Consider the following 20,122-nt stretch of genomic DNA (forward strand, 5'->3'; position numbering starts at 1 on the left):
AGCCGACGGGCGGCGCCCGCACCTCCGCCGTACCTCGGCCGCGCCCGGTCCGCCGCTCTCCCGCGACGGCGCCGGCCGATCCCCTCGACCGGTTCGCGTGCGATGAGTTTCACGGCGGCCCCCGCCCCTGTCAAGGCTCCGCCCGGCCCCGACCCGGGCCCGACCCCGGCCCCGGCCCGCACCCGGCCGAGGAGGACGCTCCCGCTGTGCTTGTAGCGTGTGCTACCACTGGCTACGCTAGCGGGCATGAAGCAACTGAACGTGCGCCTGGACGACAGCATCCATCAGGCTCTCGAACAGCGGGCCGAGGCGGCGGGGATGAGCCTGCCGGACTACGCCCGCAAGGTGCTGGCCGAGGAGGCGGACGAGCGGCGCGAACGGTTCCTGACCGCCGCGGCGCACTTCGCCCAGGCGTGGGCGCCGGCCTTCGAGGCCGAGTTCGGCCCCTACCCGAAGGAAGCCGCCCGGCCCGGAACGGCGGACGCCGCGTGACCCTGCGGATCGACCGGGCCTGGCTGCTCGACGTCGCCCACCAGTTCCTGCCCTCCGACCCGGACGTCACCGACTACGGCACCCTCGCCGCCGCGGTCGCCCGCCACGTCGACGAGGTCATGGAGGTGCCCGTGTACGGCGCACTGCACCAGCGCGCGGCCGCGCTGATGCACCAGCTCATCCGGGTGCCGGCGCTGGACTCCGCCAACGAGCACTTCGCCGCCGTGGTCGCCGCCTCCTACCTCAGCGCCTCCGGCGTGATCGTCACCGCGGAGCCCAAGCAGGCCGTCGAGCTGGCCGCCCGGATCCGCGACGGGCGGGCGGACGTCCGGGAGAGCGCCGTCAGCATCCGCGGCTGGTACCGCTGACGCACCCGGCCCGGCGGCCCAGGACGGGGCCCGGACCGGAGCCGACACGCTCCCGGCCCGGCCGGTGTCGCGGCGGCCGGCTCTCCCCGATCGCGAGGGGGCCGGCGCGACCGCGGACACCCGGCCGGGCCCCGCATCAGGCGGCGGCCAGTGCGGGGGCGACCGTCGCGGCAACCGCCTCACGGGCCGCCGCCAGCAGGGCCGTCCGGTCCGTCTCGGTGCTCAGCCAGTCGAGATGGCCGTCGGGACGCACCAGTGCGGCGGTGACGCCCGACCAGTGGGGACGGTCCTCGACGGGCGGCGCGCCGTGGACGTCGAGGCCGGGCCGGACGTCGTGGGCGAGCGGCGCGAGCGACGGTGAGCCGGAGCCCGGTGCCGGTTCGAGCAGGACGTACCGGCCCGTCCGGAGCAGCGGGAAGAGGGTGCCCGGCCCGTCGACGGCCAGGTCCGGAGCACGGGACCCGGTCAGCGGGTGGGCCGTGGCCGGGTCCGCGGGCGGATACACGGCGGCGAGTCCGGCGGCCCGGACGGCCAGTGCGGCGGAGAACTCCCCCACCTCGGCGATGAGTTCACCGAGGAGCTCGCGCAGGGCCAGCGCCTCGGGGGTGTAGGTCGTCATCAGGCCGGTCTGCGCCCGGGTGCTGCGCAGCACTGCGGCGCCGACGGGGTGGCGCTCGGTGTGGTAGCTGTCCAACAGGCCCGCGGGGGCGGTGCCGGCCAGCGTCTGGGCGAGCTTCCAGCCGAGGTTCGAGGCGTCGTGGAGGCCGACGTTGAGCCCGGGACCGCCGGACGGGAAGTGCATGTGCGCGGCGTCGCCGGCGAGCAGGACCCGGCCCCGGCGGTACTGCTCGGCCTGGCGGGTGGTGTTGCCGAACACCGAGATCCAGTTCGCCTCGCGCATCCCGAAGTCGGTGCCGGTGATCCGCACCACCCGGGCGCGCAGCTCCTCGAAGGTGGGGCGTGTCGACGAGGTGCGGACGCTGTCCGCGTCGTTGCCGACGACGCGGTGGCCTCCGCCGGGCAGCGGGAAGACCATGACGGCACCGTGCCGGTTGGTGGTGGTGTGGCTGCTCGGCGGCTCGTCGAGCACGACGTCTGCCGTCCAGGCCCAGACGGTGGCGTCCGTTCCCGGGAAGTCGATGCCGGCAGCCGTGCGCACGGTGCTGCGCGTGCCGTCGCAGCCGACCAGGTAGGCCGTCCGCAACGTGCGCGGGCCGTTCGGCGACTCGACGTCGACGGTCACCCCCTCGTCGTCCTGGGCCAGGCCGACCACCCGGTGCTCGCGCAGCAGGCGGACGCCGACGGAGCGGGCGTGATCGGCCAGCAGCGCCTCGGTGCGGGCCTGCGGGAGGACGAGGGTGAACGGGAACGGGCTGTCCAGGCCGGAGAAGTCCATGCGGCTGGTAAGGGCGGCGAAGTGCCCGTTCGGTACGCGCAGCCCCTCGGCGAGGAACGGCCCCTCCACTCCGCGGCAGGCCAGCAGTTCCAGGCTCCGCGGGTGGACCGTCAGGGCCCGGGAGTGCGGGTCGGGTTCGGGCCGGGTCTCGACCACGGTCACCTCGACCCCGTACAGCCGCAGCTCCGCGGCGAGCCAGAGCCCGACCGGTCCGGCTCCGGCGATGACGACATCCTGCATGGACACACCTCGTCTCGAAAACACCCTGCGTCTCGGCCGCATGCTTCTTTGCGGCCACGCTTCTTGGTCACCGACCAAGTACGATGTCTCCAGTAGACTAGGTCAGTGACCAAGAATCAACCCCGGACCTCCACCCGCACCGGGCTGGACCCGGACACCGTGGTGCGGGCCGCCCTCGAACTCCTCGACGAGAAGGGCGCCGACGGCGTCTCGCTGCGCGGCATCGCCGAACGGCTCGGCGTACGGATGAACACCGTCCTGTGGCACGCCAAGACCAAGGCCCGCCTGCTGGAGCTGATGGCCGACGCGATCCTCGCCGGGATCCCGCTGACCGACCTGCCGGAGCCCTGGGACGAGCGGGTGGCCGAACTCGCCCGTCGCTACCGGCGCTGCCTGCTGGACCACCGCGACGGCGCCGTCGTCGTCGCCGGGACGTACGCGGCGGAGCCGGCCACCCTCGCCTTCGCCGAGGTCGCCGTCACCGCCCTCCTCGACGGCGGCCTCGACGAGCGGCAGGCCGCCTGGGCCTTCTGGACCGTCCAGTACCTCGTACTGGGCCTGACCCAGGAGGAGCAGGCACTCGCCGCCTCCGCCGACGAGCACACGCTCGCCCGGGCGCTCGCCCCGGGCGGCCACCCCGCCCTCAGCCGGGTCGCCCCCCACCTGGAGGACGCCTCGTTCGACGAGCGCTTCGAGTTCGGCCTCTCGCTCGTCCTGCAGTCGCTCAGGACCGCACCGCCCGGCCGCACTTGAGCCGGCGGGCGGCCGACGTTCGTCAGGGTCAGGGTCGGGGTCGCGCGTCGGGGCGGCCGGGGCCAAACCCGGTCGACCCCCGACGGCACCCGTGAGAGCATCGGCCGGTGCGGAGACTGACGGTTCTGGGGACGTGCGGCGCCTGGCCCGAGGCCGGGCGGAGCGCCAGCGGCTTCCTGCTGGAGTACGACGGGTTCCGGCTGGCCCTCGATCTCGGCTACGGGACGTTCCCGCGGCTCGCGGAGCACTGCGCCGCCGGGCAGGTGGACGCGGTGGTGATCACCCATGAGCACCCCGACCACTGCGCCGACCTCAGCGCCCTGTGCCGCGCACGCTACTTCGCGCCGGAGCGCGGCGCCCGTCTGCCGCTCTACTGCACTCCCGGAGTGGTCGGACGGGTCCAGGCGATGGAACCGACGGAGGACCTGCTCGACGTCTTCGACGTCCACCCGCTGCCGTCCGACCACCAGGTGGGGCCGTTCCGGCTCGACACCGCGCCGCTGCCGCACCACGTCCCGCACGCGGGCGTGCGGCTGACGGCACCCGGCCTGACCGTCGCCTACAGCGGCGACGCCGGCCCGGACCCGGCCCTCGCCCGGCTCGCCGCCGGCGCGGACCTGTTCATCGCCGGAGCCACTCTCCAGGGCGCGGCCGGCGACCCCCATCTGATGAGTGCCGCGGACGCCGGCTCGTGGGCGGCCCGCGCCGGGGCCGAGCGCCTGCTGCTCACCCACTTCTGGCCCGGCAGCGACCGCACGCGCTCGACCGCCGAGGCCCGGGCCACCTTCCCGGGCGAGGTGATCGCCGCCGAGGAGGGCATGACGTTCACCTTCTGACGCCGCGTCGCCCCGATCACGGGACTGGCCCGGCCGCGGGCCAGGGCGCCGGTCACTGGCGGAGCGGGTGGTGATGCTGTGTCAACCGCGCCAAGCCCTGACTCTGACGGGGGTACTCCCCCGGCTCCGGCCGTGCATTCGTCCGGACGGATGATGCCCGACGAGGCCCGGCACGCTGCGGTGTCGGTCGCGGGGTCGGCCGCGGCCACGGGTTAGGTTCGTGCCCGTGACCGGCAACGATGTGGTCCTGGCGTTGGTGGTTGCCACCGCGCTGGGCTTCGACTTCACCAACGGATTCCACGACACCGGCAACGCCATGGCCACCTCGATCGTCACGGGTGCTCTCCCCCCGCGCGTCGCGGTGGCCGTGTCGGCGCTGCTGAACCTGGCCGGTGCGTTCCTGTCGACCGCGGTCGCGGCGACCATCGCCAGCGGCCTGGTCGACACCGCCGACGTGACCCTCAACGTGGTCATGGCAGGCCTGACCGGCAGCATCCTGTGGAATCTGACCACCTGGTACGTCGGCATCCCCTCCAGTTCGTCACACGCCCTGATCGGCGGCGTGATCGGGGCGACGATGGCGGCGGCGGGCAGCTCGGCCGTCAAGTGGCAGGGGCTGGTCTCCAAGGTGATCGTGCCCGCCGCGCTGTCGCCGGTGATCGCCGGCACGATCGCGGCGGCCGGCACCTACCTCGTCTACCGCCTCACCCGGCACGTGGCCGAGCGCCCCCGCGCGCACGGCTTCCGGATCGGCCAGGTCGGCTCGGCCTGCATGGTCTCGCTCGCCCACGGGACCAACGACGCGCAGAAGACCATGGGCGTCATCACGCTGGCGCTGATCGCCAACGGCACTCTACAGTCCGGGGCCAACGCCCCGACCTGGGTGATCACCTCGTGCGCGGTGGCGATCGCCCTGGGCACCTACTTCGGCGGCTGGCGGGTCATCCGGGCCCTCGGCAAGGGGCTGGTGGAGATCGAGGCACCGCAGGGGATGGCCAGTGAGTCGGCCTCGGCCGCGGTGATCCTCTCCTCCACCGACTTCGGCTACTCGCTCTCCACCACCCATGTGGCGACCGGGTCGATCCTGGGCGCGGGGGTGGGCAAGAAGGGCGCGGTGGTGCGCTGGCACCTCGCCCACCGGATGGTGGTGGCCTGGGTGCTCACCCTGCCGGCCGCCGGGCTGGTCGGCGCCCTGACCTACTGGGTCGCGGACGCGATCGGCGGGACCGCGGGCGTGGTGGTGATCTTCATCCTGCTGGTACTGGCCTCGATCGCCTTCTTCGCGGCCTCCCGCCACCCGGCCGTGACGCCGGAGAACGTCAATGCCGCGTGGACGGGTTCGCTCCACCCGGCGCCCTCCGCGGACGAGGTGGCCTCGTGAATTCCTGGATCAACCTCGACGCGCTGTGGCGGATCGCCGTCGTGGGGCTGCTCACCGGTGCCGGCCTGCCGGCGCTGTTCGCGATCGGTGTGCGCGCCCTCAATCCCCCGGCGGGGGGCGGCGAGGCGGGCGAGGCCGCGACCGGCCGCGCCGCGGTCGGTCCGCTCGGCTACACCGTCGCCGGCCTGTGCTTCGCCGTGGTGCTGGCGGCGATCGGCTGGGGCATCTACGTCATCGTCAACCACAGCTGACCGGCGCGCGGGACCGCTGTCGCCCGCGCGGGTCAGGCGCTGAGCCGCGGTCAGACCGAGGCGCGCGCCGCGAACGCGGTCCCGAGTTCCGCCATCGACGCTCGGAGGATCCCCGGCAGGTCCGCCCGGTCCGGCTCGCCGATCCAGCGCGCGAAGGCGACCTTGAACACGGCGATCCCGGCCTCGGCGGCCAGGCTGGCGGCCGGCTCCGGCGTACCGCGGCCGCGCAGCGCGTCGGCCAGCGCCTCGGCGAGCCCCGCGAGCTTGCCCAGCTCGCGCTCCCGCAGTTCGGCATGGGCCGAGACCACCGCGTCGCGCAGTCGGACGCGTTCGGGGTTCTCCTCGAACACCGCGGCCACGGCTTCGAGGGCCGAGCCGACCGCGTCCATCGGCGTCGCCGCGGCGGGCGCCTCCGCGACGACGCGCACCAGCAGGTCCTTCGCCATCTCCGTGCCGTAGAACAGCACTTCGCGCTTGTCGGCGAAGTGGCGGAAGAACGTGCGCTCGGTCAGCCCGGCGCGAGCGGTGATCTCCGCGACCGTGGTGCGGTCGAACCCCTGCTCGGCGTAGAGCTCCAGCGCCGCCTGTGCCAGACGACCACGCGCGTTCGGCTCCCATCGACCCATGCCGTGATCATACGTGATGACAGGCGCTGTCATCGCAGGTAGTCTGACGACAGTCACTGACATCACTCTTCAGGAGGTCCCGCCATGCGGGTATTCGTCACGGGCGCGTCCGGCTGGATCGGCTCCGCCGTCGTCCCCGAGCTCATCGGCGCCGGCCACCACGTCCTCGGGCTCGCCAGGTCGGACGCGTCGGCCGCCACCGTCACCGCCGCCGGAGCCGAGGTCCTCCGCGGCGACCTGGCCGACCAGGACGCCCTGCGCGCCGGGGCCGCCGGCGCCGACGCGGTCGTCCACCTCGCCTTCGTCCACGACTTCAGCCGCTTCGAGGCGTCGATCCGGACCGACGCGCAGGCCATCGAGACGCTGGGCGCAGCCCTGGAGGGGTCCGGCAAGCCCCTGGTCATCGCCTCCGGTACGCCTGCCGTGCCCGGGGGCACGGCGACCGAGCGCGACGGGGCCGCGCCGGGCTCACCTGCGGCGGGCCGGGAGGCGAACGCCCGGGCGGCCCTCGCCATGGCCGCGCACGGCGTCCGCTCGTCCGTCGTACGGCTGCCCCGGACGGTGCACGGGGAGGGCGACGGCGGCTTCGTGGCCCGCCTGGTGGCCATCGCCCGGGACCGGGGCGTCGCCGGCTACGTCGGCGACGGGGCCGGACGCTGGCCCGCCGTGCACGTCGGGGACGCCGCGCACCTGTTCCGGCTCGCCGTGGAGCGGGCCCCGGCGGGATCGGTTCTGCATGCCGTGGCCGACGAGGGCGTACCGGTCCGCGAGATCGCCGGGGTGATCGGCCGCCACTTGCACCTGCCGACGGCCTCCGTCCCGGCCGAGGAGTTCGGCTTCCTCGGCGGGATCCTTGCGGTGGACCAGCCGGCGTCCAGCACGCTCACCCGCGAGTCGTTCGGGTGGGAGCCGCACCGGCCGGGACTCCTCGACGACCTGGAACAGGGCCACTACTTCGCCTGAGTCCACGGGACGTCGGGGGCACGCAACCGGGGGCACATCGGGGTACATCCGGGCACCCCCGGCGCGTCCGCCGCCCGGTGCGGGGCGGCGGATGCGCTGCCGGGCGGGTCGGGCCCCGCCCGGCGCCCGGCCCGGGCGGGTCGGGCCCCGGTCGGGCCCGGGCCGGCCCCGGATGTCCGCCCGCCGGCGCCATCTCTCCCCCTGGACGGGTGAGCCCAAGGTGTCGCTGACACGTTCGCGCCGATGCCGCCCCGCATGGTGTGGAGCGACATCCCGGCCGGCCGGCGTCCGCCGGTGCGGTCCGGCACCGCGAGAGGAGCGCGCATGCCCGCCCTGGAAGACCGGCTCGAACCACGACACCGCCCACCCCTGAGGGTCCCGCTCCTCGCCGCGGTCACGCTGGCGGCCGCGCTGCTGGTCCCGGCGTGGCACGGCACCACGGCACAGGCCCGGGAGGCCAGGGACGTCCGGCCGGGCGTGCCGGGCACCGCGCTCGCCTGGGGCGACAACGCGTACGGCCAGCTCGGCGACGGCACCACCGCCGGCCAGAGCCCCACCCCCGCACGGGTGTGCGGCTCAGCGACCTGCACGAATCCGCTCCAGGACGTCCTCGCCGTCGCCGCGAGCGACACCCACAGCGTGGCACTGCGCTCCGACGGCACGGTCGTCACCTGGGGCTCCGACTACGTCGGCAAGCTCGGCGACGGCACCTCCACCAACAGCACCACCCCGGTCCAGGTCTGCGCCCCGGTCAGCTGCAACGGCCCGCTGACCGACGTGGTCGCCGTCTCCGCCGGCTACCTGCACACCGCGGCCCTGCGCGCCAACGGCACCGTCGTGACCTGGGGCAGCAACCTCAACCAGCAGCTCGGTGACGGCACCGCCAACGACCAGGCCGTGCCCGTGTACGTCTGCGCGCCGGGCGACTGCAGTGCACCGCTGACCGACGTGGTCGCCGTCTCGGCGGGCTACACGCACAACCTGGCGCTGCGCTCCGACGGCAGCGTCGTCGCGTGGGGCAACGGCTTCAGCGGTGAGCTCGGGAACGGCAGCAACACCTCGTCGAACACTCCCGTCCAGGTCTGCGCCGCTGGGTGCAGCAGCTACCTGGGCGGCATCACCGCCGTCGCCGCCGGCGTCAGCCACAGTCTCGCGCTGCGCAGCGACGGCACCGTGCTCGCCTGGGGGGACAACGCGCGCGGCCAGCTCGGCGACGGCACCACCACCGCGTCGAACACTCCGGTGCAGGTCTGCGCCCTGGGTGCGACCGCGCCCTGCGGGAGCCTGCTGGGCGGCATCACCGGCATCGCCGCCGGCTGGGACCACAGCATCGCGCTGACCGGCGGCGGCTTCGTCCGGACGTGGGGCAGCAACCTCGGCGGTGAGCTCGGGGACGGCACCAACACGGACCGGTCCGTTCCGGTGCGGGTCTGCGCGCCGGGCGTGGCCTCGCCCTGCACGACCTACCTGTCCGGCATCTCCGCCGTCGCCGCCGGCTCGACCGCCTTCCACACCCTGGCGGTGCGCACCGACTCCACCGCGCTCGCCTGGGGCTTCAACTTCAAGGGCCAGCTGGGCGACGGCACCACCACCGACCGGAACAAGCCCGTCCGGGTCTGCGCCACCGGGCAGACCGCCCCCTGCGGGCGGCTCCTCGACGGGGTCACCGCCCTCTCCGGCAGCAGCGGTCACACCGTGGCCGTGGCCAGGCCGCTCGCCGACCTCTCCCTGTCGATCAGCGCCGTGCCCGAGCCGGTGCCCAACGGCACCTCCCTCAGCTACACCGTCACCGTGCACAACGCCGGCCCGGCCACCGCGGACAACGTGACCTTCACCGACACCCTGCCCGCCAACGCCCGGTTCATCAGCGCCACCCCGTCCACCGGCACGTGCACCGTCCCGCCCGCGGGCTCCACCAACACGGTCACCTGCGCCCTCGGTGCCCGCGCGGCCGGCACCGACACCACCACCACGATCGTCGTCAAGGCGGTCGCCACCAGCGGTGCGGTCGTCACCAACACCGCCAAGGTCACCAGCTCCACCCCCGACCCCGACCCCGGCAACAACGCCGCGACCATCAGCACGCCCGTCAGCTGAGCCGCCTCTTCGGGGCCGGCTCCCCCTGCCGCTCAGCGGCGGGGGAGCCTGCCCCCGCACCCGGTGTGGCCGACGGGTGCAGGGGCGTGTCTGACGATTCGCGCACCCGGCGGGAATCGTCAGACACGCTCAGGGGCGGTGCGGAGTCAGCGGCTCGTGAGGACGACGAGGCGCTGGGTGGCGCGGGTCATCGCGACGTAGCGGCCGACCGCCCCCTCGATGCCCTCGCCGAACCGCTCCGGGTCGACCAGGACGACCAGGTCGAACTCAAGCCCCTTCGCCAGCTCCGGGGTCAGCGACCGGACGCGGGGCGTCGCACGGAACGACGGATCGCCGATGACGCAGGCGATCCCCTCGGCGTGCTCGGCGAGCCAGCCGTCGAGGACGGCGTCCAGCTCCGCCACGGAGCCGTGGACGACCGGCACCCCGCTGCTGCGGACCGAGGTGGGCACGTTGGCGTCCGGGAGCACGGCCCGGATCACCGGCTCGGCCTCCGCCATGACCTCCTGCGGCGTACGGTAGTTGATGCTCAGCGAGGCGAGGCCGACCCGGTCCAGCCCGACCCGCTCCAGCCGCTCCTGCCACGACTCGGTGAACCCGTGCCTGGCCTGGGCACGGTCGCCGACGATGGTGAAGCTCCGGGACGGGCAGCGCTGGATGAGCATCTGCCACTCCGCGTCGGTCAGCTCCTGGGCCTCGTCCACGACGATGTGCGCGAACGGGCCGGCGAGCCGGTCCTGGTCGGCGCCGGGCAGGGCGCCCTCGTCGACCAGGCTGTCCTGGAGGTCCCGCCCGCGCAGCATCGTCACGGCGCCCTCGCCGTCGTCGTCGGCGGCGAGCAGGTCGTCGATGACGCGGGCCATCCGCGCGCGTTCGGCGGCGGCGGCCGCGGTCTGCCGGCGCTTGCGCCGGGCGGCCTCCGGGTCGCCGAGGCGCCGGCGTGCCGCGTCCAGGAGCGGCAGGTCGGAGACCGTCCAGGCCTGGGCGTCGGTGCGCTGGAGGGCGCGGACCTCGTCGCGGCCGAGCCAGGGCGCGCAGAGCCGCAGGTAGGCGGGGACCGTCCAGAGGTCTCCCACGAGCTCGGCCGGGTCGAGCACCGGCCAGGCGCGGTGGACGGTGGTGACCAGCTCCTCGTTCTGCAGCAGCGACCTGCGGAACAGCTCCGGCGAGACCGTCTCGTCGTCGTTCTTCTCCATCAGGATCGCGACCAGCTCGTCCCAGATCTGCTCGCGCGCCTCGTTGTGCGGGGTGCCCGGCTCCGGCGCCTCGAACGCCTGCGCCCAGTCCGCGGCGCTCAGCCAGAGGTCGGACCAGTGGGTCTCCACGGCCATCCCCTCGGTCGGCGGCTCCTCGTAGATGCCGACGGCCTTCTCGATCGCCTGCACCAGGCCCGCGGAGGACTTCAGCCGGGCCACCTCCGGGTCCGCCTCGGCCGCCGCGCCGGCGCCCTCGGCGACGAGGTCGCGCACGGTGCAGGTCTGCACGCCCTCCTCGCCGAGGCTGGGGAGCACGTCGGCGACGTAGGCCAGGTAGGGCTGGTGCGGGCCGACGAACAGCACGCCGCCGCGGCGGTGGCCCAGGCGCGGGTCGGAGTAGAGGAGGTGGGCGGTGCGGTGCAGGGCGACGACGGTCTTCCCGGTGCCGGGGCCGCCGTCGACGACCAGGGCGCCGCGGGACCCGGCGCGGATGACGGCGTCCTGGTCGGCCTGGATGGTGCCGAGGACGTCCCGCATCCGGGACGACCGGTTGGCGCCGAGGCTGGCGATGAAGGCGGACTGGTCGTCGAGCGCGGCGTGCCCCTCCAGGCCGTCCGCGGTGAACACCTCGTCCCAGTAGTCGCCGATCCGGCCGCGGGTCCAGCGGTAGCGGCGGCGGCTGGCCAGGCCCATCGGGTCGGCGTGGGTCGCGGCGAAGAACGGCTCGGCCGCGGGTGAGCGCCAGTCCACCAGCAGCCGGCGGCCGTCGCCGTCGGTGAGGCCGAGCCGGCCGATGTAGAGGGGCTCGGCGCCGTCCGCGCCGACGATGCGTCCGAGGCACAGGTCGAGGCCGAAGCGGCGCAGGGTGCGCAGCCGGCCGGTCAGCCGGTGGATCTCCGCGTCCCGGTCCATCGCCTCCCGGCCCACGCCGCCGGGCGCCTTGCGTACGGCGTCGAGGCGGTCGGACAGCTCGGCGATCGTCTGCTCCACGCTCGCCGAGACTGCGGCGAAGTGCTGCTCGTCGCCGGCGATCAGGGCCTCGTCGGCCTTGGCGGCGAGGTGGTCGGGGAGGTCGAACGCACTGGTCGTCAGTGGGGTCGGGGTCATCACGGCAGCTCCGTTCCGCGGTCGATCCGGCGAGGGTCGGGCGTGCCTCGCCGATCTTCCAGTTGCGCTGGTCCAGGTCTAGGCCAGCGATTCTGCGCCAGCACGGGGGCCTTGCCGCAAGCCCCCCACTGCGCTATAAGTTGAGAGTGGCAAGGAGTGCGAACTCCTTGCCTCTGTTGTTCGTTGGGGCGAACGGAGCCGCGACGACCCTCGCGGGTGGGCCGCTATCGTGCCGGTGTGACCGGCTTTGTGCAGCGTCCGCTGCTCTTCCTCGATGTCGACGGCCCGCTCATCCCTTTCGGCGCGGAGCCCGGGGAGTATCCGACCTTCGATCATCCGGCCGTCGCGGCCGGTCCCGGCCCACTCACGGCCGCCGCGAATCCGCTGCTGGGCAGAGTGGATCCAGAGCACGGGCGCCGATTGGCCGCGCTTGGTTGCGAGGTCGTCTGGGCCACGACCTGGATGTCCGACGCGAACGACTGCCTCGCCCCGCTCCTCGGCCTGCCACAGCTCGCCGTGGTGGTCTGGCCGGAGCCGTCCGACGCCGACGACGAGGACGACGCGAGGCACGGCCTGCACTGGAAGACGCGGACGCTGGTGGCGTGGGCCGCCGGACGCTCGTTCGTCTGGGTGGACGACGAGGTGCGTGAAGCCGACCGGGACTGGGTCGCTGCCCACCACCCCGGGCCTGCGTTGCTGCATCGGGTCGATGCGCGCCGTGGTCTCGTGGCCGCCGACTTTGCGGCGGTCGATTCCTGGCTGCGGCAGTTGCCCTGACGCCGCGCCGGGCGCGGCGGGCGGCGGTCCCCGGGCCGGGCCGGAGCTGTCGGGCCGGCCCGGGGCGAGCGCCGGTCAGCCGAGCGTGACGCCGCGCTCCCGGGCCAGCTCCTCCAGGCCGTACCGGCTCACGTGCTCGGCGTTGCCGAGGTCGATCGTCCGGATGCCCGCGGCGGCCAGTCGCTCGTTGATCTCGTCCAGGTGCTGCCGGACGACCTGCTTCTCGGCGTCGGTGGTGCGCCCCTTGTGCGGCTTGCCGGCGTGCTCCGGGCTGGCGTAGTTGGGCCGCTCCTTGGCGGCGGCCGGTGCCGCGCCCTGGGCGGGGAGCGTCCGGGTCACCCGCTTGGCCCCACGCAGCACCTCGGCCATCGGAACGGCCGAGGCCAGCCGGTCGAACACCTCGGCCTCCAGGACGACCGTCTCCGGCTCCTCGGCGTCCGGGTGGTGCAGCTCGATCGTCACCAGGTCGAGCGCGTGCTCCTCCACCGCCGTGAGCTCGTCGGCCAGCGCCTCGATCTCGACCGGGCCGTCCGCCAGGTCGGGGTGGTCGCGGACCACGATGCGTACCAGGTCAGCCTCGTTCTCCGCGTGCTTCCCCGTCAGATCCGAGAACCGGATGATCTTCTGACCCATGTCTTCTCCCTCGTCGATGGTGTGATCAGCCGAGAGCCTACTTCCGTCGCGGCGGTGGCCTCACGGCCGTCCCGACCGGCCCCTGCGGTGCCCCGGGTGGCGCCGGATTCCGGCCAATCCGGGCACCTCGGGGCGCGAACAGGTGAAGGACGTCACGGCTTCGCCCCGTCCCCCTGTCGGGCCCCGGCATGTAGGTTCCTGCGTCCAAGAGGGAAGGACTCTCCTCCCCCGTGTTCGCAGAACCGCCGTCAACGGCTCCTCCGACGAGAGAGGCACGAGTGATGTCTGCACAGGACGCCACCCACCACCCCCCGCGGCGCATCGGCGTGGTCGCCGAGTCGGCCGCCGGGGAGACCCGGGTCGCCGCGACACCGTCCACGGTGCGCGGGCTGCTCGCGCTCGGCTACGAGGTCGCGGTCGAGTCCGGGGCCGGCGCGGCCTCCGGGTTCACCGACGACGCCTACACCGCGGTGGGCGCGCACATCGCGGACGCGTGGAGCGCCGACATCGTGCTCAAGGTCAACGCGCCGTCCACCGCGGAGATCGAGCGTCTGCGGGACGGCGCGACCGTGGTCGGCCTGCTCGCCCCGGCGCAGCGGCCCGAGCTGCTGAAGGCGCTGTCCTCGCGTCCGGTCACCGCGCTCGCGCTGGACGCGGTGCCCCGCATCTCGCGGGCGCAGTCGATGGACGTGCTCAGCTCCATGGCGAACATCGCCGGCTACCGGGCCGTGATCGAGGCGGCCCACGTGTTCGGGCGATTCTTCACCGGCCAGGTGACGGCCGCGGGCAAGGTCCCCCCGGCGAAGGTCCTGGTGGCCGGCGCCGGTGTGGCCGGGCTCGCCGCCATCGGCGCCGCCTCCAGCCTGGGGGCGATCGTCCGGGCGACCGACCCGCGGCCCGAGGTCGCCGACCAGGTGAAGTCGCTGGGCGGCGAGTACCTCGCCGTGAACGTCGTCCAGGAGGCGAGCACCGACGGCTACGCCAAGGCGACCTCCGCCGACTACGACCGCGCCGCGGCCGAGCTCTACCACGAGCAGGCCAAGGACGTGGACATCGTCATCACCACCGCGCTGATCCCCGGCCGGCCCGCGCCGCGGCTGCTCACCGCCGAGGACGTGGCAGCGATGAAGCCCGGGAGCGTGGTCGTCGACATGGCGGCCGCCCAGGGCGGCAACGTCGAGGGCACCGTCGCGGGCCGCACGGTGGTCACCGGCAACGGCGTCACCATCATCGGCTACACCGATCTCGCCGCCCGGCTGCCCGCCCAGGCCTCGCAGCTGTTCGGCACCAACCTGGTCAACCTGCTCACCCTGCTGACGCCCGGCAAGGACGGGCAGCTGGTGATCGACTTCGAGGACGTGGTCCAGCGCGCCGTGACCGTGGTCCGCGCCGGGGAGATCACCTGGCCGCCGCCGCCCGTGGCGGTCTCGGCCGCGCCCGCCGCTGCCGCCGCGCAGCCCGCGGCCGCCCCGGCGGCCGCGGAACCGAAGAATCCCCGGCTCACCCCGGCGGCCCGGTTCGGCCTGATCGGCGCCGGCATGCTGACGATGTTCCTGCTGGTCGCCTACGCCCCGGCCCAGCTCGCGGAGAACTTCACGGTGTTCGCGCTGGCCGTGGTCATCGGCTACTACGTCATCGGGAAGGTCCACCACGCCCTGCACACGCCGCTGATGTCGGTGACCAATGCGATCTCCGGGATCGTGGTGGTCGGCGCCCTGCTGCAGATCGGGCACATGGGCGCGCTGGTCACCGTGCTGTCCTTCGTGGCGATCCTGCTGACGAGCGTGAACATCTTCGGCGGCTTCGCCGTCACCCGCCGCATGCTGTCCATGTTCTCGAAAGGCTGAGCCCCGATGACTTCCACGACGGCCGCCCATGCCGCGGACCTCGTCGCCGCACTGCTGTTCATCCTGAGTCTGGCCGGGCTGTCCCAGCACCGCACGTCCCGCGCCGGTGTCGGCTACGGCATCGCCGGCATGGCGCTCGCCCTGGTCGCCACCGTGATCGTGGCCTCGCGCAGCATCACCGCCGGCGCGGTCACCCTGATCGTCGTCGCGATGGCGCTGGGCGGCGCGATCGGCCTGTGGCGGGCCCGGCAGGTCGAGATGACCCAGATGCCGGAGCTGATCGCGGTGCTCCACAGCTTCGTCGGCCTCGCCGCGGTGCTGGTCGGCTGGAACAGCTACCTGGAGGTGGAGTCGCACGGCTCCGGCCAGACCGCCGTCGCCGGCGACCTGCTGGGCATCCACCACGCCGAGGTGTTCATCGGCATCTTCATCGGCGCGGTCACCTTCACCGGCTCCGTCGTCGCCTTCCTCAAGCTGTCCGCCCGGATCGCCTCGCGTCCGCTGGTGCTGCCCGGCAAGAACGTGCTGAACCTCGGCGCGCTCGCCGCGTTCGTCGCGCTGACGGTCTGGTTCACCGTCAGCCCGGGTCTCGGCCTGATGATCGCGGTGACGGTGCTGGCGCTGGCGCTCGGCTGGCACCTGGTCGCCTCCATCGGCGGCGGCGACATGCCCGTCGTCGTCTCCATGCTCAACAGCTACTCCGGCTGGGCCGCGGCGGCGGCCGGGTTCCTGCTGGACAACAACCTGCTCATCGTCACCGGCGCGCTGGTCGGCTCGTCCGGTGCCTACCTGTCGTACATCATGTGCAAGGCGATGAACCGCTCCTTCCTCTCCGTGATCGCCGGCGGTTTCGGCATCGAGGCCCCCTCGGGCGGGGGCGAGGAGCAGGGCGAGCACCGCGAGATCCGCGCCGAGGAGGCGGCCCGGCAGCTCGCGCAGGCCCGGTCCGTCGTGATCACCCCCGGCTACGGCATGGCGGTGGCGCAGGCGCAGCACCCGGTGGCGGAGCTCACCCGCCGGCTGCGCGAGCGCGGTGTGGAGGTCCGCTTCGGCGTCCACCCGGTCGCGGGCCGGCTGCCCGGTCATATGAACGTGCTGCTCGCCGAGGCGAAGGTGCCGTACGACATCGTCCTGGAGATGGACGAGATCAACGACGACTTCGTCGAAACCTCGGTCGTCCTGGTCATCGGTGCCAACGACACGGTCAACCCGGCCGCCACCGACGACCCCTCCAGCCCGATCGCCGGCATGCCGGTGCTGCGGGTGTGGGAGGCGGAGCAGGTGATCGTGTTCAAGCGGTCCATGGCGTCCGGCTACGCCGGGGTGCAGAACCCGCTGTTCTTCCGGGAGAACAGCGGCATGCTCTTCGGCGACGCCAAGCAGAGCGTCGAGGACATCCTCCGTGCCCTCGACGCGGTGGCCGGGGACGGTGGAGGCGGCAGCGCCGCACCGGCCACCCGCCAGACCACCGCGGCCGGCCGGGCCACGGTGTAGGGGGCGCGTGCCGGGGGCGCACCGCCTCCGATGTTCCGCTGTCCCCGGTTGCCTCTGGTGCCCCGGCCTCGCTCCCGGCCGGGGCACCAGGGCCGTCCAGAGCGCCTTCGCCCCGGAGCCGGACCGGGGGCCCGAGGCCGGGCTCGGTGCGGCCCGGCTATTGCCGTCAGCCTCCGCCGGTCAGGCAGAAGGGGTGTCCGGCCGGATCGAGGAGTACCCGCCATCTGTCGCCGCCCGGCTGGAACGCCGGCTTGACGGCGCCCAGCTCCAGCAGCAGGGCCTCGGCCTCGTCGAGATCGGCGACCGCGAAGTCGAGGTGCACCTGTTGCGGCGCGGTCCGGTCGGGCCACCGCGGAGCCCGGTAGTCGTCGACCCGTTGGAAGCCGATGAAGAGCCCGTCCGCACGGGTGAGGCCGGCGAAGTCGCCGTCGGACTTCGGGTGAGGCTCGAACCCGGTGGCCTCCCGGTAGAACGCGGCCAGCTCCTCGGGATCTGCGCAGTCGAGTGTTATCGCCGTGAGCTTCATCTGCAGGGGCATGGCACCTCCGTGACGGCTGTCGCGCAGCGGGCTCGATCCCGTGTGGCGTCACACCGTAGTGATCAGCTCCACGCTTGGCGACCGGGTTTTCGTCCGGCCGGGTCCGGCACGGAGCGCGTGATCACCCACGGGAGACCCTCAGCCTGCGGCGAGCAGGCTCCGGGCCGAGGCGCGGAGCTCCTCGTCCGGGTGGTCCTGTCCGGAGTAGGGCGAGTCGACGAGCACACGGAGCGGGGAGAAGGAGAACGCACGAAGGGTGGGACGGAGCTCCTCAGGGGCGTGGCCGATGGCAGCGAGGGCCTTGAGGGCCCGCAGGCCGACCGGCGTGGGCGCGACAAGCTCGGCGAGGAGAGGCACGGCGCGGTCCGGGGAACCCGTGATCGAGTGGTGGGCCTCGGCGGCAGTCGTCCGCGTCCACTCGTGCCCGGACTCCAGCAGTTCCTCGACGAGCGGAAGCAGCGGAGCAGCGGCGCTGCCCAGCGGTTCCAGGCTGCTCAGATACCAATGGTTCCGGCCACTGTCCGAAAGCAGCTCCTCGAAGACGCGCAGCGCCGGATCGGCGTCCTTCGTCAGCCGGTAGTGGGCCACGGCCGCAGCGCAGCTCAGCGAGGCGTCGGTGCTCCGGACGGCTTCGGCCAGTAGCTCGGTGACCTCCGGTGTCCGTAGGCCGTTGAGCCCGAGTTGGCGGGCGGCGACGATGGCCGCGCGGCGAGTACGAAGGCACTCGACCAGCTCGGGCTGGGCCTGGCGTGCGCTGGAGCCGAATGCTACGAGCGCCTGGACCAAGGCGATGCCGTCGTTCCCGGTGGCACCCGCGGCCAGCTCGCGGCGGATCGCGGGTATCAGCCGGTCGGCCGCCTCCGGGAAGCTCTGCGCGGCCGCCGCGAGCGGCCGTGCACCGGGCCGGCCCAGCACCAGCTCCACGGCGCGGGGATCGCGGGAGCGCGCCAGGGCGATGAGCGCGGGCTCGGCAGTCTCGTCATCGGCACACGCGTATTGGTGCAGCGCGTCCCGTAGGTCACCGCCGGGCTCGGGCAGGAGCTCGATCCAGTGGCCGGCCTCCCGGAGGCGGCCGGCGAGAGCGGCATTGTCCCGCTGATGGGGCAGGGCCGCCATCAGCAGGCCGAGGACCTCGGGCTCATGATCGCGCCAGGTCTCGGCGACCCGCTCGGCCAGCCAGGAGCCGCGCGAGCCGAGGTCCCCGGCCGCGATCCATCGGGAGGCAACGGCGAGGCAGGCGTCCGGATCCCGGGTGAGCAGACGGATCAGCTGCTCGCCCTGGGTGGTGGTGCTGGACCAGGGGAAGTCGTCGTCGCCCGGGTCGGGTTCGGCACCGTCCTCGGCGATGACCGCGACCAGCTCCGCCGAGTACGGCGGCCCGGACTGCTCGGCCGCGATCACGGCGCCGGCCAACCTGACCTCGGCCAAGGGGCTGGCCAGTGGCTCCAGCTCGCGGCCGAACCTGAACAGCACGACCATCGCATCCGCCCGCACCGCCGGGACGGGATCAGTGTCGTACAGCTCGTCGAGCTGCGCCACGACCTCGTCGCGCAGCTCGGCCGGGAGCTGACCGGCCACGACGGCGACCACCCGCAGCGCGGCCCGGCGCACCCCGCGTTCCGGATCCCCGAGGCAGGGCAGCAGGTCCGGGAGGACCCGGCAGAGCTCGGCGCAGATCGCGGCGCGCGGGCCCGTGCGCCAGTGGGGCGAGTCGACGATGGCCGGGTCGTGGTCGGCGAGGACGGCGAGCAGCATCAGCAACTCGTCGCGCTTGGCCGGGACGTGCCGGACGGCGTGGGCGAGAAAGGGGACGGCGGGTGCCGACGCCTCGTAGACGGTGCCCTGGTGATGGATGTTGCCGTAGAGCTCGTAGATCGCCTCGTCGACCGTCTCCCCGTCCTCCCGGTAGAGGTCCCTGATCAGCTCGGGCACGTCCTCTGCGGAGCCGTACGCGTGGGTCAGGGCGTGCCACTGGACGTGGTCCAGCTCGTCGGGGGATCTCATGGTCTGTGCTCCTCGGTGATCAGGTGCGCAGACGATATCGATCACCGCCGACAGTGCCGCAGCTGAACCTACGCTCCGGTTCCTGCGGGCCCCCGGGCGACGGTGATCCGGCCGGGTCCGGCACGGCCCAGGTCAGGTGCGCTGGAAGCCGTGGGAGTGGCCGATGGGGGTGAAACCGCGGCGCTCGTACCAGTGGCGCGGCCAGTCGTCGGCGTCGGCGGTCAGGAAGCGGGTGCCGCAGCCGGCGGCGGCCGCTCGGCGGAGGGCGGTGGTGAGGACGGCGTCGGCGTGGCCGCGCCGCAGGTGGGCTTCGGCGGTCATCAGGTCCTCCACCTGGGCGATGCCGAGGGTCGGTTCGAGGTAGAGGTCGCCCCAGGCGGCCACCTCGCCGTTCTCCGCCCGTGAACCCAGGAGCTGCACGCGGGTGGCCCCCCGCCAGCGCGTTCGGCGGCGGTCGACCAGCATGCTGATCACGTCGTCGCCGGCCTCGGGCAGGAGGGTGCGCCACCGTGCGGAGAGCGGCGCGCGGATCGCCTCCAGGTCGACGTCCTCGGCCGTGCGCCCGCCCTCAACGGGGACCGGGCCGGTGTGCAGCATCACCAGGTAGGTGTGGTGCCGGTAGCCGGCCCGTTCGAAGGGAGCCACGCACGCCTCCCCGAAGGCGCCGTCGAGCACGGAGACGAGGCGGAACGACCGCTCCCCCATCACCTCGTCCACCAGACCCGGCAGCGCGTCCGGGTCCGCGCCGGCACGGTCGACGAACACCTGGTTGTGCGACCACGACTCGGCGAAGCGGTCGTCGAACACGGCGAACCCGCCGGGGATGTCGGCCGTGTACTCGGCCTGCCGGCGGGCGAATCCGGCGAGGAAGGCGTTGATGCGCTGCAGCTCGTAGCCAGACATGGCAGCCACCCTAGGCGCCCGACCGGTCGCGCACCCGCCGATTCCGGTCGAATGTCACGAAGAGTCGGCCGGATGCGTGCGGTGGGTGAGGGCTGTGGTGCGGGCCACCCCGGGACGGGTCACCTGCCACCCGTTCGTGCACACGCCGACGCGGGGGCGTGACGCGGCGTCGACGATGTGCCCGGCCTCACAGCCACACCCGTGTGGCGCGGACCACTCC

The 20,122-nt window shown here is 73.7% G+C and carries 18 protein-coding genes; 11 read left to right on the forward strand and 7 right to left on the reverse strand.

Translation table 11 applies throughout. From position 1 onward, the window contains the following. Positions 1-246 precede the first annotated feature (246 nt). Together ACIPSC_RS38300 and ACIPSC_RS38305 are read left to right on the forward strand one after the other, a co-directional pair. Positions 247-492, forward strand: a complete 246-nt coding sequence (locus ACIPSC_RS38300) for a plasmid mobilization protein (protein ID WP_400834774.1) — start codon at positions 247-249, stop codon at positions 490-492. Further along, positions 489-860, forward strand: coding sequence for a fic family toxin-antitoxin system, toxin component (locus ACIPSC_RS38305; RefSeq protein ID WP_400834777.1), 372 nt, complete (start codon positions 489-491; stop codon positions 858-860). Before ACIPSC_RS38300 ends, ACIPSC_RS38305 begins: the two co-directional genes overlap by 4 nt. Positions 861-996: 136 nt before the next feature. Here ACIPSC_RS38305 and ACIPSC_RS38310 read toward each other — a convergent pair whose 3' ends face one another. Further along, entirely contained in the window at positions 997-2,496 is a 1,500-nt protein-coding gene (locus ACIPSC_RS38310) for an FAD-dependent monooxygenase (RefSeq protein WP_400834780.1), read from the reverse strand. A 105-nt stretch (positions 2,497-2,601) separates the two neighbouring features. Between ACIPSC_RS38310 and ACIPSC_RS38315 the strand changes: the two genes are divergently transcribed. The 4 genes from ACIPSC_RS38315 (at position 2,602) to ACIPSC_RS38330 (ending at position 5,717) form a co-directional block, all read left to right on the forward strand. Then, the gene (locus tag ACIPSC_RS38315; RefSeq protein ID WP_400834783.1) at positions 2,602-3,249 is read left to right on the forward strand and encodes a TetR/AcrR family transcriptional regulator C-terminal domain-containing protein; all 648 of its coding nucleotides are present in this window, start codon (positions 2,602-2,604) and stop codon (positions 3,247-3,249) included. A 107-nt stretch (positions 3,250-3,356) separates the two neighbouring features. Further along, a complete protein-coding gene (locus ACIPSC_RS38320) occupies positions 3,357-4,085 on the forward strand; it encodes an MBL fold metallo-hydrolase (RefSeq protein ID WP_400834786.1) in 729 nt (242 codons plus the stop codon). Positions 4,086-4,311: 226 nt separating this feature from the next. Then, entirely contained in the window at positions 4,312-5,466 is a 1,155-nt protein-coding gene (locus tag ACIPSC_RS38325) for an anion permease (RefSeq protein ID WP_400834789.1), read from the forward strand. Next, positions 5,463-5,717 (forward strand): hypothetical protein, encoded by a 255-nt coding sequence (locus tag ACIPSC_RS38330; protein WP_400834792.1) that lies wholly within the window; start codon positions 5,463-5,465, stop codon positions 5,715-5,717. Before ACIPSC_RS38325 ends, ACIPSC_RS38330 begins: the two co-directional genes overlap by 4 nt. A 50-nt stretch (positions 5,718-5,767) precedes the next feature. Here ACIPSC_RS38330 and ACIPSC_RS38335 read toward each other — a convergent pair whose 3' ends face one another. Then, positions 5,768-6,343 carry a TetR family transcriptional regulator gene (locus ACIPSC_RS38335; protein WP_400834795.1) on the reverse strand — a complete coding sequence of 192 codons (576 nt, stop codon included), beginning with the start codon at positions 6,341-6,343 and terminating at the stop codon, positions 5,768-5,770. An 84-nt stretch (positions 6,344-6,427) separates the two neighbouring features. Between ACIPSC_RS38335 and ACIPSC_RS38340 the strand changes: the two genes are divergently transcribed. After that, entirely contained in the window at positions 6,428-7,306 is an 879-nt protein-coding gene (locus ACIPSC_RS38340) for an SDR family oxidoreductase (protein ID WP_400834798.1), read from the forward strand. Positions 7,307-7,630: 324 nt separating this feature from the next. Then, entirely contained in the window at positions 7,631-9,403 is a 1,773-nt protein-coding gene (locus tag ACIPSC_RS38345; RefSeq protein WP_400834801.1) for a hypothetical protein, read from the forward strand. A gap of 146 nt (positions 9,404-9,549) precedes the next feature. Here the strand turns inward: ACIPSC_RS38345 and helR are convergent, their stop codons facing one another. Next, a complete protein-coding gene (gene helR / locus ACIPSC_RS38350) occupies positions 9,550-11,706 on the reverse strand; it encodes an RNA polymerase recycling motor ATPase HelR (RefSeq protein ID WP_400834804.1) in 2,157 nt (718 codons plus the stop codon). 237 nt (positions 11,707-11,943) lie between these two features. Here helR and ACIPSC_RS38355 point away from each other — a divergent pair, with 237 nt between their 5' ends. Further along, positions 11,944-12,483, forward strand: a complete 540-nt coding sequence (locus tag ACIPSC_RS38355; protein ID WP_400834807.1) for an HAD domain-containing protein — start codon at positions 11,944-11,946, stop codon at positions 12,481-12,483. A gap of 75 nt (positions 12,484-12,558) precedes the next feature. Here ACIPSC_RS38355 and ACIPSC_RS38360 read toward each other — a convergent pair whose 3' ends face one another. Beyond that, complete coding sequence (locus tag ACIPSC_RS38360; RefSeq protein ID WP_400834810.1) at positions 12,559-13,116, reverse strand: hypothetical protein; 558 nt, start codon at positions 13,114-13,116, stop codon at positions 12,559-12,561. A 281-nt stretch (positions 13,117-13,397) separates the two neighbouring features. Here ACIPSC_RS38360 and ACIPSC_RS38365 point away from each other — a divergent pair, with 281 nt between their 5' ends. Together ACIPSC_RS38365 and pntB are read left to right on the forward strand one after the other, a co-directional pair. After that, complete coding sequence (locus ACIPSC_RS38365) at positions 13,398-14,963, forward strand: Re/Si-specific NAD(P)(+) transhydrogenase subunit alpha (RefSeq protein WP_400834813.1); 1,566 nt, start codon at positions 13,398-13,400, stop codon at positions 14,961-14,963. A gap of 6 nt (positions 14,964-14,969) precedes the next feature. After that, on the forward strand, positions 14,970-16,457 hold the full coding sequence (gene pntB / locus ACIPSC_RS38370; RefSeq protein ID WP_400834816.1) for a Re/Si-specific NAD(P)(+) transhydrogenase subunit beta: 1,488 nt from the start codon (positions 14,970-14,972) through the stop codon (positions 16,455-16,457). Positions 16,458-16,623: 166 nt separating this feature from the next. Here the strand turns inward: pntB and ACIPSC_RS38375 are convergent, their stop codons facing one another. The 3 genes from ACIPSC_RS38375 to ACIPSC_RS38385 all read right to left on the reverse strand — a co-directional run bounded on the left by ACIPSC_RS38375 (position 16,624) and on the right by ACIPSC_RS38385 (position 19,902). After that, positions 16,624-16,995 carry a VOC family protein gene (locus ACIPSC_RS38375; RefSeq protein ID WP_400834819.1) on the reverse strand — a complete coding sequence of 124 codons (372 nt, stop codon included), beginning with the start codon at positions 16,993-16,995 and terminating at the stop codon, positions 16,624-16,626. Between the two features lie 138 nt (positions 16,996-17,133). Continuing rightward, on the reverse strand, positions 17,134-18,999 hold the full coding sequence (locus ACIPSC_RS38380; protein ID WP_400834822.1) for a hypothetical protein: 1,866 nt from the start codon (positions 18,997-18,999) through the stop codon (positions 17,134-17,136). A gap of 132 nt (positions 19,000-19,131) precedes the next feature. Then, positions 19,132-19,902 carry a GNAT family N-acetyltransferase gene (locus tag ACIPSC_RS38385; protein WP_400834825.1) on the reverse strand — a complete coding sequence of 257 codons (771 nt, stop codon included), beginning with the start codon at positions 19,900-19,902 and terminating at the stop codon, positions 19,132-19,134. Positions 19,903-20,122 lie beyond the last annotated feature (220 nt).

Source organism: Kitasatospora sp. NPDC090091 (genome assembly GCF_044747365.1).
Lineage (GTDB): Bacteria > Actinomycetota > Actinomycetes > Streptomycetales > Streptomycetaceae > Kitasatospora.